Below are 15,655 nucleotides of genomic sequence, written 5' to 3'. Positions count from 1 at the left end.
GGAACGCGCTTAAGCGAAATCAGGACTGACATATGAGCAAATTGATTGAGTTCGACGAGACCGCACGCCGGGCCATGGAGATCGGCGTCGACAAGCTCGCCGATGCCGTGAAGGTGACCTTGGGTCCGCGCGGTCGCCATGTGGTGCTCGCCAAGTCGTTCGGCGGCCCCACGGTCACCAACGACGGCGTGACCATCGCGCGTGAGATCGAGCTGGAGGATCCGTTCGAGAATCTCGGTGCGCAGCTGGTGAAGTCGGTGGCCACCAAGACCAACGACGTGGCCGGCGACGGAACGACAACGGCCACCGTTCTGGCCCAGGCCATTATCAAGAACGGCCTGCGCAATGTGGCCGCAGGCGCGAACCCGATCGCCCTTGGCTCGGGCATCGGCCGGGCTGCCGATGCCGTGTCCGAGGCGCTGCTTGCGTCGGCCACGCCGGTGGCCGGTAAGACCGGCATCGCCCAGATTGCCACCGTCTCCTCGCGCGACGAGGAAGTTGGCGAGCTGGTCGGCGAGGCGATGACCAAGGTCGGCACCGACGGTGTGGTCAGTGTCGAGGAGTCCTCGACGATGAACACGGAGCTGGAGATCACCGACGGCGTCGGGTTCGACAAGGGCTTCATCTCGGCCTACTTCGTCACCGATTTCGATTCGCAGGAGGCTGTCCTCGAGGACGCGCTGGTACTGCTGCACCGTGACAAGATCAGCTCCCTGCCCGACCTGCTGCCGCTGCTGGAGAAGGTCGCTCAGGACGGCAAGCCGCTGCTGATCGTCGCCGAGGACGTCGAGGGCGAGGCGCTGTCGACTCTGGTCGTCAACGCAATCCGCAAGACGTTGAAGGCTGTTGCGGTCAAAGCGCCGTTCTTCGGTGACCGCCGCAAGGCGTTCCTCGACGACCTGGCGGTCGTGACCGGTGGCCAGGTGGTCAACCCCGACGTCGGCCTGCTGTTGCGTGAGGTCGGCATTGAGGTGCTGGGCACCGCGCGCCGCGTGGTGGTCAGCAAGGACTCCACCGTCATCGTCGACGGCGGCGGATCTGCCGACGACATCGCGGCCCGCGTCAAGCAACTCAAGAGTGAGATCGAGGCGAGCGAATCCGACTGGGACCGCGAGAAGCTGCAGGAGCGGCTGGCCAAGCTGGCCGGCGGCGTTGCGGTGATCAAGGTCGGTGCCGCCACCGAGACCTCGCTCAAGGAGCGCAAGCACCGGGTCGAGGACGCCGTGTCGGCGGCCAAGGCCGCGGTCGAGGAGGGCATTGTCGCCGGTGGTGGCAGCGCTCTGGTGCAGGCCAACAAGGCGCTCGATTCGCTGCGGGCATCGGTGTCCGGCGACGAGGCACTCGGCGTCGAGGTGTTCGCCTCGTCGCTGTCGGCCCCGCTGTTCTGGATCGCCACCAACGCCGGTTTCGACGGTGCGGTCGTGGTCAACAAGGTCGGCGAGCTGCCCACCGGGCACGGCTTCAATGCCGCGACGCTGACCTACGGCGATCTGATCGCCGACGGTGTGATCGACCCGGTGAAGGTGACCCGCTCCGCGGTGCTCAACGCCGCATCGGTGGCACGCATGGTGCTCACCACCGAGACTGCGATCGTGGAGAAGCCGGTCGATGCCGACGAGCATGCCGGCCACGGTCATCACGGGCACGCGCACTAAGTAGTTGTCTACGAGCAGACGGAAACGCCCCCGACACTCCGAGTGTTTGGGGGCTTTTCCGTCTGTTCGCCTACCCGTCCTGTTCGTATTCGACTGGCCGAGGCTGAACTTCGATCGCCTTCTTCAGATACAGCAGTTCGGCTCGCGCGTGGGCGCGGTCCTTCTCGATGCCGTCAAGCAGCCGCTCGAAGACGAAGGAGGCCGCTCGACCGATGGTTGTCCGGGGAAACTGTGCCCACACCGTCGCGCTGACCGTGCACGCCTGAGCCCCACGCGGCTCGACTCGCCAAGTGACACCCTCCCGGACATGCACTGAGACACCGATCCATCGATAGCGGGCCTCCGCTTCCCAGCTGACCGCCGTCCCTGGCTCGACAGCAGTGATCGTGCCGACCGCTTCGCCGGGGATGCCGCCAATCTTTTCCCGAATCCGCAGCGCGGCACCGACTTCGGTCACCGACCGGGTGTCGAGGTGTTCGAGGGATTGGTGTTCCGGATTGGATTCAAGCCACCAGTCATCGATGTCGCGGAGGACATCCCATGCGTGTGTGGGCGCAGTCGCAACATCTACCGCTTCAGTGAATTCGAACATCGCTCACTCCCTTCGCCAGGTGCCTACCCCAAGATCGCCGAAGTATGCATCGTTGCGCATGTATTTTCGGCCGGTGGCGAGCACCACCAATGTCGCGGCTCGCGTCGAGCAGCTCACCAAGACCACCGGTGACGCGATTCTTCTCACTCAACAGACCGTCGGCGCCTTCGTATCTCGCCCTGCAGGGCTGGCCGACCGAGGCGTCCACGCGCTGAAAGGCAAATCGGCGCCCGCGCGAGTGTTCGGCCTTGATCCGACGGCGAGCGCAATTGTTGAGATCGGTAGCGGCGCCGAGCCCGTGCACTGATCGTGCGCTTCGCCGCAGATGTCAGTCGAAGGAGGAACGATGCGCCGAACGGTTCTGCCCTGGGCTGGGGTCCTCGCCGCTGCCGCCGCCCTCGCGGGTGGCGCACCAGCCACTGCTGATCCGTTGGACCCGATACCGGGTGAGGGTTTCTTCCTCGTCGGCCCTGACATTGCACCTGGCGTCTACAACACCAGCGGGTCGGCGTCGTCTTGGACGATCTACATCAACGATGTGCCGACACAGGACTCGATGTGTGTGTGGTTCACCTACAGCACGCCGGACACAGACAAAGATCACGTAGTAGCCACGAACATGTCCGTCGGCCCCATGAACGCGGCGATCACTTCGACGGTGAAGGCCTTCGAGTCACACAACTGTCAGCCATGGACTCGGGTGAGCTAGACGACGAGTGACGTCGCGATGTCGACTTCGGACGTCAGTGTCTGGTGCACCGGGCAACGCTCGGCGATCATCAAGAGCCGCTCGCGCTGGGTGTCGTCGAGGTCGCCAACCAAGGTGATGGTCCGGTCGATGTGGCTGACCCAGCCTTTCTTGGTTTCGCAGTCGGCGCAGTCTTCGGCGTGAATCCTCTTGTGCTGCAAGGACACCTCTACCCGTTCAAGTGGCCAGCCCTTCTTGTTGGCGTACATCCGCACCGTCATCGACGTGCATGCCCCCAGGCCTGCCAACAACAGGTCATACGGCGTCGGCCCGGCATCGTCGCCAATCGGCAGCGGTTCGTCTGCGAAAAGCTGATGCTTACCGGCGGTGATGGTCTGGGTGTAGGTGCCGGTGCCCGTTTCTGTCACCGTCACGGTGCCCTCGGATGACGCGGCGTCGCCATTGGTGTTCTGTGCCGTCATGGCTGCAATAGAACACCACACCGCACTCGCGGTGTCGGGCAGACTCAGCTGAGCGGATTGCCCGGCGGTGTCGGCTGAATCGACACCAGGCGTAAGACGCCCGGCTGGGCGTCGTCAGGCGTGAACCGGACCACCAGCACATCCGGCGGGAACTGCGTGGCGAGGTCATTCAGCGTCCTGGGCATGAACACTTTGGTCTTCGCATTGGCGTACCAACTGGGATCGAACTGATCGACGCTGAGCTGGCTGACGCTGTCGATGGTGGAGTCCCAGCGTTGCACAGGCTCGGGTGCCGAATCGCCGAACCCGGTCGATTTCAGATACGCATCGCCTTGTCCCGCAAGGGTTATCGCCGCACCGCCACCGACCGGCGCGCCGGTGATGGTGCCGTTGACGGCGTCGGCTGTGACTGACGTCAGCCGCGCGGTGCACTCGTTGCCGACGACGCGGGCCGGGGTGCAGAAATCGGGCAGTGGGTCTGCGTGCGCGGGTGCAGCCGACAATGCCAGGGCGGCCAGCGCCGCACCGGTGGTGATTGCTGCACGGTGGCACTCGGTCGTCATGTCGATCCTCCTGGCGTCACTGATGTAGTCGGCGCATCGGTCGCCGCAATTACATGAGCGGGCAAAAGTCCAGGTCACAATTTTGACGTTCCAGTCAATCGTCCGGCAATTGTGAATATCCTCCTCACCGTGATCAAACCTGTCGCACTGCTCGCGGCGTCGGCGTTCAGCGTCATCGCAGTCGGGGTCTCGGCACCCGCCCACGCGCAACCAAGCGCACCGTTCAAGAACTGCACAGCCGCGAAAGCCGCCGGGTACTGCGATATCCCCACCGACAGCCCGCTGTACACGCCGAGCCAAGACCGCGACAGCGACGGGCTCGCGTGTGAGTGCTGATGAGTCTGTCGGGGCCTAGTCGCGGCCGCCGACCAGTAGGCCCGCAGAGGCGAACTTGAGCCCGGCCCGCAGTTCGTCCAGCGAGATGGGATCGTCAGATTCGATGTAGCGCATGGTCGTTGCGACGGCCATGTTGAAGAACAACCACGCCAAGGCGCTGGTGCTCAGTTCGTCGCGGTAGTGGCTGCGGTAATGCGTCATGTGCAGTCTGGTCATCGCCAGCAGGGTGGCGTTGAGGCCGGAGACGTTCTCGAAAGTCCGGACGTGCTCGGGGCGTTCGTTGAGGTAGCGGATCAGCCGACGGTTGGCGATCGTGAAGTCGATGAGCATGTCGATCGCGGACTCCATGGCGGATTCCGGCTCGTCGAGCGTGTTCGCCCGCAACATCTCCTCGATCGCGGGGGCTTGTTCGGTGGCGAGTTGCTCGACAGCCGCGTTGATCATCTGATCCTTGTTCTCGAAGTACTGGTAGATCGACCCCTTACTGATGCCGGCCTTCTCCGCGATCAGGTTGGTGGTGATCTCCTCCGGCGCATGCCGGTGCAGCAACATCGCCGTGGTCGAGACAATTTTTGCGACCATCTCCCGGGAGCGTGCCTGTTGCGGCGACTTGCGACGCCCTGACCTGGGCTTAGCTGGGCTCACCAAATGCTCCTGACGCGACTTGAATGCGACCTGATAGTCAGGTTAGCGTCTGGCCAACCGACAGGAGGGTCACCGATGACCGCCACACCAGACTGTGATGTCCACCAGGCATTCGCTGACTCCAGGCCCGTCGAACTCGTTCCACCGGACTCGCTGACCGCCGAACACACCGGCCACTGGACGTTTCTCGTCCTCGAAGGCGCGGCGTTCATGATGCAGGCCATGCACCCGGTGATCGCCGAGGTCACCGGGAAGTACTCGGCTGCATTCCACGGCGACCCGGGCGGTCGCGCGATCCGTTCCGTCGACTCCGTCCTGCGCTGGACCTACGGCGGTGCGGAGGCCGCCGCCGAAGGCGACCGGGTGCGCGACCTGCACAAGCCGATCACGATGAAGAGCGCCGAAACCGGTAAGCAGATCAGCGCGCTGAATCCCGATGCCTACCAATGGGTGATCGCCACCGGCTACATCGTCAATGCGCAGGCCGGCCGGCTGATGATCGGGCGTGAGTTCACCGACGCGGAAAAGGATGAGCTGCTGCGGGACAATCGGCGACTGGCTCGCCTGCTGCACGTGCCGATGCGTGGTTACCCCGAGACGCAGCGGGAGATGGCCGACTACTACGAGGCGATGATCGACACGCTGCAGGGGACCCCGCAGGCGCTGTCATTGATCGAGGATTTGAAGAACGGCAAAGCCGAAGTGCCGCCGACGATTCCGAAGCCCGTGGCGGCGATCGTGCGTGCGTCGCTCAAGCCGGCGCTGCGGCTGAACTACCTCTCGATCGTCGGACTGCTCGATCCGCGGCTACGCGACAAACTCGGCGTCACCTGGAGTGCCGACGAGGAACGTCAGCTCGCCCGCCGGTACACGGCTATCCGTATCGCCTACCGAGTGCTGCCCGAGCGACTCACCTACTTCCCGTTGGCCTACCACGCCCGCAAGCACCACAAGTGCTTCGAGAAAATGAAGCAGCGTCAACAGAAGTCATTCGCCTACAACCTCCGGCAGTGACCGAGGATGCGCCAGGCGGTGGCGACCACCGGCGATCTACTGTCGAACCATGCGCGCAACCCTGATGTACGAGGCCGGCGACGTTCGCGTCGAGGACGTACCGGATCCTGTCCTGAAAGATCCCACCGACGCCATCGTGCGGGTCACCCGCTCCTGCATCTGCGGCAGCGACCTCTGGCCGTACCAATCCATGCCGCACAAGGAAGGCGGCCGCCGGATGGGCCACGAATTCATCGGGATCGTCGAGGACGTCGGCGCCGACGTCGGGGGTCTTCAGCGTGGTGATCTGGTCGTCGCGCCGTTCGTCTGGGCGGACAACACCTGCGATTTCTGCCGCGAGGGTTTGCAGACGTCATGTCGCCACGGCGGTGGTTGGGGCGCTCGCGGAGTCGACGCCGGGCAGGGCGAGGCGGTGCGCGTTCCCCAGGCGCAAGGCACTCTCGTGAAGCTTCCCGTCGCCGAAGACTCAGCACTGATGCCGTCGCTGCTGACGTTGTCCGACGTGTTCTGCACCGGCCACCACGGCGTTGTCACCGCTCGTGTGCGGCCCGGCTCGTCGGTGACCGTCATCGGCGACGGTGCGGTCGGACTGTGCGCGGTGCTGGCCGCCAAGCGCCTCGGCGCCGAGCAGATCATCCTCAACGGCCGTCACACCAGCCGAACCGATCTGGGCCGCGATTTCGGTGCCACCGATGTCGTGGCCGAACGCGGTGACGAAGCAGTCGAGAAGATTCGGGAACTGACCGGTGGCGACGGTACCCACGCCGTCATCGAATGCGTCGGCACCGAGCAGTCACTCGTCACCGCACTCGGCGCCGTCCGGGCCGGCGGCGCGGTCAGCAGGCTCGGCGTCTCCCAATACCGCAACGTTCCACTGGGATTCGACACCATGATGCGCAACATCACCCTCACCGGTGGTGCCGCACCCGCCCGCGCCTACATCGAGGAACTCATGCCCGACATCCTCGAGGGCGTCATCGAGCCCGGCCGGGTTTTCGACCGGGTGATCGGGCTGGACGAGACGCCCGACGGCTATCGCGCGATGGCCGACCGCGAAGCGCTCAAGGTGCTGATCTCGCCCTGAGCGGCGGTATGCCGGCAGAGTCAGTACCGCCAAGTCGAGGTCGAGTGTCCATTCGTGCCGGTGGTCGCTGACACGCGCTCGCTGGCGAAGGTCGCGTTCCTGGACGCGCCGGTCGCCACGGCACCGACGACGTCCGGCGAGATGCCGGCCGTGGATGGCGTAGGAGGAGGTTCAAACGGCGGGCGACCGATGCCGGTCTGCGCGGCATCGCCTGCGGCTTGTTCTGCCTGTAAGGCGATTTGTCGGCCCAGCTCCGTGTACGCCGCAAACTGTCCCTCATTGAACCATTGGTTCGAGGTCGGATCGTGAGGGAACTGCTCATTGCCCTTCGACGCCGCGAAAGTAAGCAGCCAATACGGGAGTTTCTCCCACAGAACAGTTTTCGCGAAAATCAGAGTGCCGAAGCAGTCCGGTCCCAAATCGGCCGCGGCGGGATATTTGATCCGGCCGACCAAGACCGTCGCCTTCGTCAAACGGGCGTCTAGACAGACGAATTCAGCCTGGTCATCTCGGCCGTCAAGAGATCCCGAACCCGGCGTCAGATCATCGACGGACCACGTGGTGTGGCCTTCACTCGTGGACCCGTTGGCCGAACCGCTGGTTTGCGGGGCTGGCATGACGTCGAGATCGATATCGACACCGAGTTCGAATTTCGCCAGTCGCATCGCGTCGGCGAGCCCGCCGAGTAGCGGGGGAGCGTCACCGCCGGAGTCGATGCAGACGATGAGGCGGCATCGACGCCGAAGCGCTTCAACCAAGCCCAAGTTTTCGTAGTGCCCGCCATCGGTGACCTGAATCAAGCGAGCATCTGCTCGGGTGATGCCGAACAGTTCGCGGTAGAAGTAGGAGATTCCGCGCACGGACGGAAGTCCTTTGGGAAAGTTGCCCGAATTCGCGTGACGGCTGACGTTCTTCACGAAACGCGGGTTCGGTAACCAAGTGCCCAGTCGGGCTCCCGACGCTGCGAGTAGTGTCTGGAACCCATGGTTCTGGCGGCCCATCGCAGAGGCGAATGCGGCACCACTGATCGCGACGGCGGATTGCACCGTGAGGTCGCTGCGGAGCCTGGCTGGGGCGACGTTGATCAGTTCGCTCGTGTTGAGCCAGCCCAGCTCGGGACCGCCGACGTAGTCGGCGCTCATCACGAACGACACGGCATTGAGCCCAGGCGCGGGCTTGTTGTCTCCGGAAACTGCCGCTGCGGCCGCGAATAAGAACTTCGGTGCCCGTTTGCCCAGTGCTTCAGACCGATTCGCCTGGCCGTACTGGTCCAACCATGTCATCTCCGACGGCGGGTACACGTTGGCCTGCTGCGTGTTTCCCACAACGTCCCGGCGGACTGCGAAAACCCGTGACAGGCGTTCCCGATAGAAGGGATACAGGCTCAGTGACGTCACGTCCATGAAGGACAAAACCGCCAGTGCGGCAGCGATGCTGATAATGAGCTGCCAGTAGGGGAACGCGGGACTGCCGGCGTGGGTGACGATTGCGCTGAAGGTCTTGAAGGCTGAGAGCCCCAGGGCGAGTAGCCAAACCACGCCCAGAGTCAGCAGAGTGAGCAGGACGATCCCGAGCTGAATGACTCCAGCCGGAAGAAATGAACGCTTGCCTCGCTCCTCACCGGGCTTGGCTATCGGGCTGTTGTCTTTGTGTTTCCGCGCCATCGCGATGAGCGCTGCAGCGTACTGAACTACCACCAATGCGCTGATCCCGCCCGCGGCGATTTGCTTGTTGGCGCCATCGACCAGGTGGGCGGATAGCCACATCAATGCCGGTAACGCGACAGTGAGACCGCAAATCGCGAGGGCGAAGCACAGGACGGCCGCGGCGAGTTGGCCCGAGAAGTTCTGGATCCGGGTACTGAGCTTGTTTGACGATGAGACCTGGCACACGAGCAACGGGATAGTCAGCACGACGGCCAGCACTGTGGGCACCCCGACGGCCCACCACGCCGCGGCGTGCGGAATAAGTGCCAGCGATCCGATGCCTGGTGAGACTGTCGGATGGTCGAGCAACGGGACAAACGCCGCGATGGCCAGGTGGGCCAGCGCCAATCCGCTGAGCCATCCGACCACAACAGCTGCGGCATAGATCATGAAGAATGCGGCAATCAGGTTTTTCATGACTTCGGCCAGGGCCCGGAGCAATGCGGCCGGGGAATCGGCGATGTAGCTTGCTCGGCGACGGAGATAGTCGAACTCTACCGAGCCGCTCTCAAACCGCTCGGACAGCGCGGGACCTTCAGGATCGGACTCGTCAATTCGCCTCGGACCCAAACCAAGTCGACAGAGAATCCTGCGGAGCGGGAACCGCACCCGAGCATAGATCCGGCGAATGAGACCGCCCTCGTCGGTGGAGGCCGAGACAGATGGGGTACTGCGTCGAATCATCGGGTTTGGTTGGCACGCCAACAGGCGAGCGCCGGCGCTGTAGCCGCCGCCGGAGACCGAGATGACATAGTCGAATTCGTCCATCCACGGTGACTTCGTGGGCGATCCCGGTCGTGGCTGAGAGAGGGTCTGCATGGCACCCATGGCCACGCAGGCCGAGCGAACTCCACCGCCGGACAAGCACAACGCGGTAACCGGTGCACCCTTGCGAGCTGTGATCACATCGTCAGCGCCCGGCACCGAGTATCCGGCGCGCCATCCGGGCTCATTCGTCTTGTCTGCGCCCCAGACTTCGGCTGGCGAGCTTGTTATGGAGACGGATTGGGGCTCGATCTTTCGGTCTTGAGGCATTTTGGGAAGCAACCGATCCCACCACTGCCGGCCCCCCCGCCAGTGGCGGAACTGATACACGTGGGCGCGGACACTTCTTCCGAGTGTGTAGATGGCGGCGGGAATCGCACCCAGGGCGATCAGCAGTGCAGCGCACTTGATGGTCGCCGTCACCGCAATGGGGAGTTGGTATGTCCACGATGTCATCGAGATGTCGATGAGGTGGTTCTCCATAAGATCGGCAGCGACGGCGACCGCCAAGGCGGCGATGCTCGCTTTGGCGAACCGATCTCCCAGACGGGAGAACGCCAATCGACAGAAAATGACCCCACACGTAAGGATGATCAACGTGTAGCCGGCGATGACAAGCCAGTCGGCATCCAGTTCACGGTGAATATACGACCGCAACACATCCTTCGGCCCAATGCGCGGCACATAGCCGTACCACAGTCGGGTCAGGCTCCGCTCGCCGAAGGTATATCGATTGATCGGGCCCTGCGCGTTGTGAAAGTTCCACCATAGCAACAGAATTCCAAGACATATCGATATGGGTGCCAACACCCAGAAGGTGCACCAGGTGACTCGGGTGAGCTTCGGCTTGGTCATTCCACTTCCTTAATGGGAGAGTCAGAATCTGCATGCAATGACGTACACGGGCCCGTAGTCGCTTCCGATCGCTGCGAGCCGGCCGGCCACGTTGTCGACAATTGGATCGAGTGACCACCGTTCTGCCTGGGTAGTGTTCGAAGGCAGGTACGAGTAGATGCGATTCATCCAGTCCCGCTTGTCGTCTGGGTCGCTGATCTGGTCCCTCATCGCACGGCAGGCAGCCTTCTTGACCTGCTTTTCTGCGAAGGTTCCTTCCTCGAGTTCGCCGATGAATTTCGCGAGCTGTCGCTGAGGGAAGGACAGTCCTTGCCCCGGAAGCGGTGGTGGTATGTCCGGGTGCAGCGGTGGTATATCGGTGCCGCCCTTGGGTATTTCGTTCGGCTTGATCGGCGGCAGGGGTATGTCGGGAATCTTGGGAAAGCGCCCTTGCTGAAGTTCGCCGGGCAGGTCAGCCACTTTGTTCAGCACGGCTGGTAGTTGTCGCGACTCGTTGCGAGCCGCAGGTGTGCATCCACCCGCAAGTACTGCGACGGCAATCGCGGCGACGGATAGGCGCCGTTGCGTGGGTCCCATGATGTTCCGCTTTCTCTTCGTCGAGATCGGTACGTACTTCGCAGTGGGTGAACCGAAACTAAGACCGAAGTTGTGCGGGGGATCGAGTAAGCGCCTACTCGATCTCGATTCGAACGGCACGCCGGCGGTGCGTAGTCATCCGCGGGAGCGCTGGAATCGGCGGGGCACCCCGCATGCGCCAAAAATGGGTCGGCGAAGGTTGCCCCATGGCAACACCCGCCGCAGTAAAGTGCTGCTCGTGGTCAACGTGTTCGCCGGTGCAGGGGGTCGCTGGCTGGCGGTCGCGGCTTCGGTGACCGTTGCCGGGGCGATGTTCTATGCCCAAAGCACCGAAACCAAGTGTTGTGTTGCGGCGCCGACGGTTTCGCCCGCCGCCCAGACCGCCGTCGCAGCCGACGTGCCGCGCATCGCGCAGCCCACCGAGGCGGAGCTGCTCGCCGCCAGCGCACCCCTCGCCGCCGGTAACTTCCAAATGGCGATGCCGCGCGGCATCGCCCCCGAACAGGGTCTGCAGATCCACACCATCTGGGTGGCCCGCGCGATCAGCATGATGTTCCTGGAGATCAAGACCATCGGGGGCTACCGGCAGGACCCGTTGAAGTGGCATCCCAACGGATTGGCCATTGACGTCATGATTCCGAACTATCACACCCCGGAAGGGATCGAACTCGGCAACCAGATCGCCGGCTTCGCCCTGGCGAACGCCAAACGATGGGGTGTGCTGCACGTGATCTGGCGGCAAGGCTTCTACCCGGGAATCGGGGCGCCCAGCTGGACCGCCGACTACGGCAATGAAACGGCCAACCACTTCGACCACGTTCACATCGCCACCGACGGCGGCGGCTACCCGACCGGGCGTGAGACGTACTTCCTCGGATCGATGCAATCAGAGCCGGCCTAGCAGGTGCTTACCGCGAAAGCTCGGGTGGCGGCGCTGGCCGTCGTGGGCATCGCCGCGCTGAGCCCGGTCACAGCGTGTGCCGGGCCCAATCCGCGCCAACCGACCGCGCCCGCTCCGTCGGTCAGTTCGGCCGAGGGTGCCGGCGCGCCGATGCCGCAGGACGCACCGGGCCAACCCCCGATGGCCAAGCGAGATGTGGTCAAGACGGCATCGATGTCCATCTCGGTGGCAGACCCGGCGGAGGCCGCGGACAAAGCCGCGGTCATCGTCGAGAACGCGAAGGGTCGCGTCGACAGCCGTTCCGAGGACGCGGGATCCGGTACCGGACGGGCCCGCTCGACGGTGGTCTTACGGGTACCTGCCGCCAAGCTCGACGAGACGCTGCGCGAACTCAAGACGCTGGGCACCGTCGAGCACGTTCAGGTGAGCGCCGACGACGTCACCGCCCAGCGCGTCGACCTCGACGCCCGGATCACGGCATTGCAGACCTCGGTCGACCGGCTGCTCGGCATCATGCGCGACGCCAAGGACCCCGACGCACTGATCAAAGCCGAAAGCGCGTTGTCGGAACGTCAGGCCGACCTCGACAGCCTGCGGGCCCAGCGGCAGGCGCTCGGTGACCAGATCGACTACAGCACCGTCGACGTCACCTTCGTCGCCCAGGAGATCGGCGGGCCTGCCCCCACCGAGTATCGAGGATTCTTCGGTCAGGTCGAACGGGGTTGGGACACACTGGTTTCCGTAGCCGGAAACCTGATCCTGCTGTTCGGTCTGCTGCTGCCCTGGCTGGCGGTGCTGGCGGTCGCCGGTGCGATCGTCTACCTCATCGTGCGCCTCACGAAGGCCCGCCAGCCCGCGCCGCAACCCGGGCAACCTCCGCTACCCGCCACGGTCGGCGCTCCCGATGAGGATGAGGCGCCCCCCAGCTGACATGGCACCCCGATACGACCGGCCCTGGCGACGCCCCGGCGCAGCGGCTTACGCCCGCCGTCGGATCCGGACCTTCCTGCATCCTCCGGTGACCGTCGTGCCCGCGCCGGACGACCTGCTCAAGGACCACGACGTGGCTGTCCGGATGCGCGACGGAGTCACGTTGCGCGTCAACGTCTATCGCCCACCCGGCCGGGGCCCCTTCCCGATCATCCTCTCGGTGCACCCCTACGGCAAGGATGCCCTGCCGCGCCGAACGCGCCGGGGGTGGCGGCTCAACTTCCAATTCCGGATCATGAATCAGCCGTCGCCCTTTCAGATTTCGAGTGAAACCGGGTGGGAGGCGCCGGACCCGGTGGCATGGGTCGCGCGGGGCTATGTCGTGATCAACGCCGATGCGCGGGGCGCGGGCACCTCCGATGGGACCGGCACGCTGTTGTCCGACGACGAGGCCCGCGACACCTACGACCTGATCGAGTGGGCCGGAACGCAGCCCTGGTCCAACGGCCGGGTGGGAATGCTGGGTGTCTCGTATCTTGCTCTCTCGCAATATAAGTCGGCAGCCTTGCAGCCGCCGCATCTCGCGGCGATCTGTCCATGGGAGGGATTCACCGACGCCTACCGCGATTTCATGACACCGGGCGGCGTCCCCGAGCGCGGTTTCTCGGTGATCTGGCAGGCCCTGACCCGCCGGGTCGCCCGCCTGTCGGTCGACATCGGCGAACAGCGGCGTCGGCATCCGCTGCGTGACGAGTGGTGGCAGTCCATCACGCCCGACCTCGCGCACATCGAGGTGCCAATCTTGGCCTGCGCCAGCTTCTCCGACCACAACCTGCACAGCCAGGGTTCCTGGCGACTGATCGAACAGGCGGGCTCGGCCGAACGCAGCGCATACACGCACCGCGGCGGGAAGTGGGCCGTGTTCTACAGCGACGAGGCCCAACGCGCCCAGACGGTCTTCTTCGACCGTCACCTGCGCAGCCTCGACGTGCCCGCGCTGCCGCGGGTCCGGCTGGAAGTCCGCGAGCGCCGGGACGCCGTGGTCGGCGTGCGCACCGAAAATGAGTGGCCATTGGACCGGACACGCTGGACCGCACTGCATCTCGGCGACAACGGAACGCTGGCCGAGCTGGCATCGGCGGCCGCCGGGACCGCGACGTTTCGGCTGCGCAGGCAAGCGATCGCGTTCTCGCACCGCTTCGATCGCGATGTCGAGCTCACCGGCCCGATGAGCCTGCGGCTGCGTATCGCGCTGGACGGCGCCGACGACGCACACCTGTTCGTCGGCGTCGAAAAGTGGAGCGACGGGCAGTACGTACCGTTCGAGGGGTCCTACGGCTACGGCCGGGACCGGATCGCCGATGGGCGGCTGCGGCTGGCGCTGCGAGACTCCCTGGACGCCCTCACGCCGCTGCATCCGGGAGAGGTTGTCGACGCCGACATCGCGCTGAGCGCCTCCTCGACGTTGTTTCGGGCCGGCGACGAGTTGCGGTTGCTGATCGCCGGGCGCTACCTCGAACCGTTCAACCCTCTGTTCGGCCACCTGCCCGCGCGGTACGCACCGAGCCGGCGGGGGAGTGCGGTCGTGCACTGGGGGCCGGGCGCCTCGGCGCTCACGATCCCGGTGATACCGGGATGAGAATGCGAACACGGCGGCGTTCGACCCAACAGGTATCCGTTCTCGACACTGGAGGTCTTACATGCGTATCGCGGTAGCAGGCGCAACCGGCAACATCGGTGCTCGCACCGCCGCGGCTCTCGAACGCGACGGGCACGAGGTCGTGCGGATCAGCCGGTCGGAAGGTGTCGACCTGATCACCGGCGCGGGCCTGGACGCGGCGCTGAACGGGGTGGACGCGGTGGTCGACGCCATCAGCGCGCCACCCATGGGCGTGGACGAGACCCGTGAGTATTTCGCAACCACGACGACAAACCTGCTCGCAGCCGAGCAACGCGCCGGCGTGCGTCATCACGTGCTTCTCTCGATCGTGGGGATCCACCGGCAAGAAGCCGGAACCGCCCATCACGTGGGCAAGGTGGCGCAAGAACAGTTGGTCGAGGCCGGCCCGGTTCCCTGGACGATCGTCCCGGCGACCCAGTTCCACGACTTCGCGGCGATGGTCGCCGGCTGGAGCGAGCAGGACGGCGTCGCGCTCATCCCGCCGCTGCTCGTGCAGCCCATCGCACCGGACGATATCGCCGCGGTGCTCGCCGAGATCGCGGTCGGCGCGCCCCAGGGCCGACATGTCGACGTCGCGGGACCGGAAACTCAGGATCTGGTGGATATGGCGCGACGGACCCATGCCGTGCGCGGCAAGTCGGTGAAGCTGGTTCCGACCTGGGAGGGTCCGCAGGGGGTCGAGTTCGCCGGCAATGTCCTTCTGCCTGGCGAGGGCGCGCGGATCGCCCGGACGACGTTCGAACAGTGGCTGGCGGCGGGCGCTCAGTGAGAAAGAGGCCCACCCCGGAAGTGGGTGGGCCTCTTCGCACGTTTGCTGGAAATCAGGCGGTCCGGCGAATTCCGCGCTTGAGCAACAACTCGCGTTCCGCTTCGCTCAAGCCTCCCCAGATGCCATACGGCTCCGCGACAGCCAGCGCATGCGAACGGCATTGGGCAATCACCGGGCAACTCCGGCACATTTCCTTGGCGCGCATCTCACGCTGGGCGCGGGCGCGGCCACGTTCCCCGTCGGGGTGGAAGAACATCGACGAATCGACACCTCGACAGACGCCCTGCATCTGCCAATCCCAGATGTCTGCGTTCGGGCCAGGTAGCTGCTGCGGCTGTGGCATTGGAAAACCCCTCTCTCCGCACATCTTTCAATATGCGTGAGTTGTGGAACCGATCTGAGCACTGTCGCCG

16 protein-coding genes and 1 pseudogene are annotated in these 15,655 nt (G+C 64.7%); 10 read left to right on the top strand and 7 right to left on the bottom strand.

Going from position 1 to position 15,655, the window contains the following annotated elements:
- Positions 1-32 precede the first annotated feature (32 nt).
- Positions 33-1,655 (top strand): chaperonin GroEL, encoded by a 1,623-nt coding sequence (gene groL / locus AB4879_RS18380; RefSeq protein ID WP_102809289.1) that lies wholly within the window; start codon positions 33-35, stop codon positions 1,653-1,655.
- A 70-nt stretch (positions 1,656-1,725) separates the two neighbouring features.
- Here groL and AB4879_RS18375 read toward each other — a convergent pair whose 3' ends face one another.
- Positions 1,726-2,247, bottom strand: coding sequence for an SRPBCC family protein (locus AB4879_RS18375; RefSeq protein WP_370508713.1), 522 nt, complete (start codon positions 2,245-2,247; stop codon positions 1,726-1,728).
- Positions 2,248-2,329: 82 nt separating this feature from the next.
- On the opposite strand from AB4879_RS18375, the pseudogene AB4879_RS18370 reads away from it, so the two are divergent.
- Both AB4879_RS18370 and AB4879_RS18365 read left to right on the top strand, forming a co-directional pair.
- Positions 2,330-2,554 (top strand): annotated as a pseudogene (locus AB4879_RS18370) (hypothetical protein); the annotation flags it as partial.
- 39 nt (positions 2,555-2,593) lie between these two features.
- Positions 2,594-2,956 carry a hypothetical protein gene (locus tag AB4879_RS18365; protein WP_370508712.1) on the top strand — a complete coding sequence of 121 codons (363 nt, stop codon included), beginning with the start codon at positions 2,594-2,596 and terminating at the stop codon, positions 2,954-2,956.
- Here the strand turns inward: AB4879_RS18365 and AB4879_RS18360 are convergent.
- Both AB4879_RS18360 and AB4879_RS18355 read right to left on the bottom strand, forming a co-directional pair.
- Complete coding sequence (locus tag AB4879_RS18360) at positions 2,953-3,417, bottom strand: OsmC family protein (protein ID WP_102809292.1); 465 nt, start codon at positions 3,415-3,417, stop codon at positions 2,953-2,955. The two genes, AB4879_RS18365 and AB4879_RS18360, sit on opposite strands and share 4 nt — an antisense overlap.
- 44 nt (positions 3,418-3,461) lie before the next feature.
- Positions 3,462-3,980 carry a hypothetical protein gene (locus AB4879_RS18355; protein ID WP_102809293.1) on the bottom strand — a complete coding sequence of 173 codons (519 nt, stop codon included), beginning with the start codon at positions 3,978-3,980 and terminating at the stop codon, positions 3,462-3,464.
- A gap of 129 nt (positions 3,981-4,109) precedes the next feature.
- Here AB4879_RS18355 and AB4879_RS18350 point away from each other — a divergent pair, with 129 nt between their 5' ends.
- Positions 4,110-4,316 carry an excalibur calcium-binding domain-containing protein gene (locus AB4879_RS18350; protein WP_233209470.1) on the top strand — a complete coding sequence of 69 codons (207 nt, stop codon included), beginning with the start codon at positions 4,110-4,112 and terminating at the stop codon, positions 4,314-4,316.
- Positions 4,317-4,331: 15 nt separating this feature from the next.
- On the opposite strand, the gene AB4879_RS18345 is transcribed toward AB4879_RS18350, so the two are convergent.
- Complete coding sequence (locus tag AB4879_RS18345; protein ID WP_370508711.1) at positions 4,332-4,898, bottom strand: TetR/AcrR family transcriptional regulator; 567 nt, start codon at positions 4,896-4,898, stop codon at positions 4,332-4,334.
- Between the two features lie 138 nt (positions 4,899-5,036).
- Here AB4879_RS18345 and AB4879_RS18340 point away from each other — a divergent pair, with 138 nt between their 5' ends.
- Positions 5,037-5,975 (top strand): oxygenase MpaB family protein, encoded by a 939-nt coding sequence (locus tag AB4879_RS18340; protein ID WP_370508710.1) that lies wholly within the window; start codon positions 5,037-5,039, stop codon positions 5,973-5,975.
- 49 nt (positions 5,976-6,024) lie between these two features.
- Positions 6,025-7,059, top strand: a complete 1,035-nt coding sequence (locus AB4879_RS18335; protein ID WP_370508709.1) for an alcohol dehydrogenase catalytic domain-containing protein — start codon at positions 6,025-6,027, stop codon at positions 7,057-7,059.
- 20 nt (positions 7,060-7,079) lie between these two features.
- On the opposite strand, the gene AB4879_RS18330 is transcribed toward AB4879_RS18335, so the two are convergent.
- Entirely contained in the window at positions 7,080-10,385 is a 3,306-nt protein-coding gene (locus tag AB4879_RS18330) for a hypothetical protein (RefSeq protein WP_370508708.1), read from the bottom strand.
- A gap of 21 nt (positions 10,386-10,406) precedes the next feature.
- Positions 10,407-10,856, bottom strand: coding sequence for a hypothetical protein (locus tag AB4879_RS18325; protein ID WP_370508707.1), 450 nt, complete (start codon positions 10,854-10,856; stop codon positions 10,407-10,409).
- A 289-nt stretch (positions 10,857-11,145) separates the two neighbouring features.
- Between AB4879_RS18325 and AB4879_RS18320 the strand changes: the two genes are divergently transcribed.
- The 4 genes from AB4879_RS18320 to AB4879_RS18305 all read left to right on the top strand — a co-directional run bounded on the left by AB4879_RS18320 (position 11,146) and on the right by AB4879_RS18305 (position 15,242).
- Complete coding sequence (locus tag AB4879_RS18320) at positions 11,146-11,862, top strand: glycoside hydrolase (protein WP_370508706.1); 717 nt, start codon at positions 11,146-11,148, stop codon at positions 11,860-11,862.
- A gap of 33 nt (positions 11,863-11,895) precedes the next feature.
- Positions 11,896-12,792, top strand: a complete 897-nt coding sequence (locus AB4879_RS18315) for a DUF4349 domain-containing protein (RefSeq protein WP_370508842.1) — start codon at positions 11,896-11,898, stop codon at positions 12,790-12,792.
- A gap of 1 nt (position 12,793) precedes the next feature.
- Positions 12,794-14,431 carry a CocE/NonD family hydrolase gene (locus tag AB4879_RS18310; protein WP_370508705.1) on the top strand — a complete coding sequence of 546 codons (1,638 nt, stop codon included), beginning with the start codon at positions 12,794-12,796 and terminating at the stop codon, positions 14,429-14,431.
- Between the two features lie 61 nt (positions 14,432-14,492).
- The gene (locus AB4879_RS18305; protein ID WP_370508704.1) at positions 14,493-15,242 is read left to right on the top strand and encodes an SDR family oxidoreductase; all 750 of its coding nucleotides are present in this window, start codon (positions 14,493-14,495) and stop codon (positions 15,240-15,242) included.
- A 52-nt stretch (positions 15,243-15,294) separates the two neighbouring features.
- Here the strand turns inward: AB4879_RS18305 and AB4879_RS18300 are convergent, their stop codons facing one another.
- Complete coding sequence (locus AB4879_RS18300; RefSeq protein ID WP_036340684.1) at positions 15,295-15,585, bottom strand: WhiB family transcriptional regulator; 291 nt, start codon at positions 15,583-15,585, stop codon at positions 15,295-15,297.
- Positions 15,586-15,655: the final 70 nt, after the last annotated feature.

Origin of the sequence: Mycobacterium sp. SA01, assembly GCF_041287105.1 — a bacterium.
Taxonomy (GTDB): Bacteria; Actinomycetota; Actinomycetes; order Mycobacteriales; family Mycobacteriaceae; genus Mycobacterium.
The sequence above is the reverse complement of the archived record's forward strand: the minus strand, read 5'-3'. Positions and strand labels throughout refer to the sequence as shown.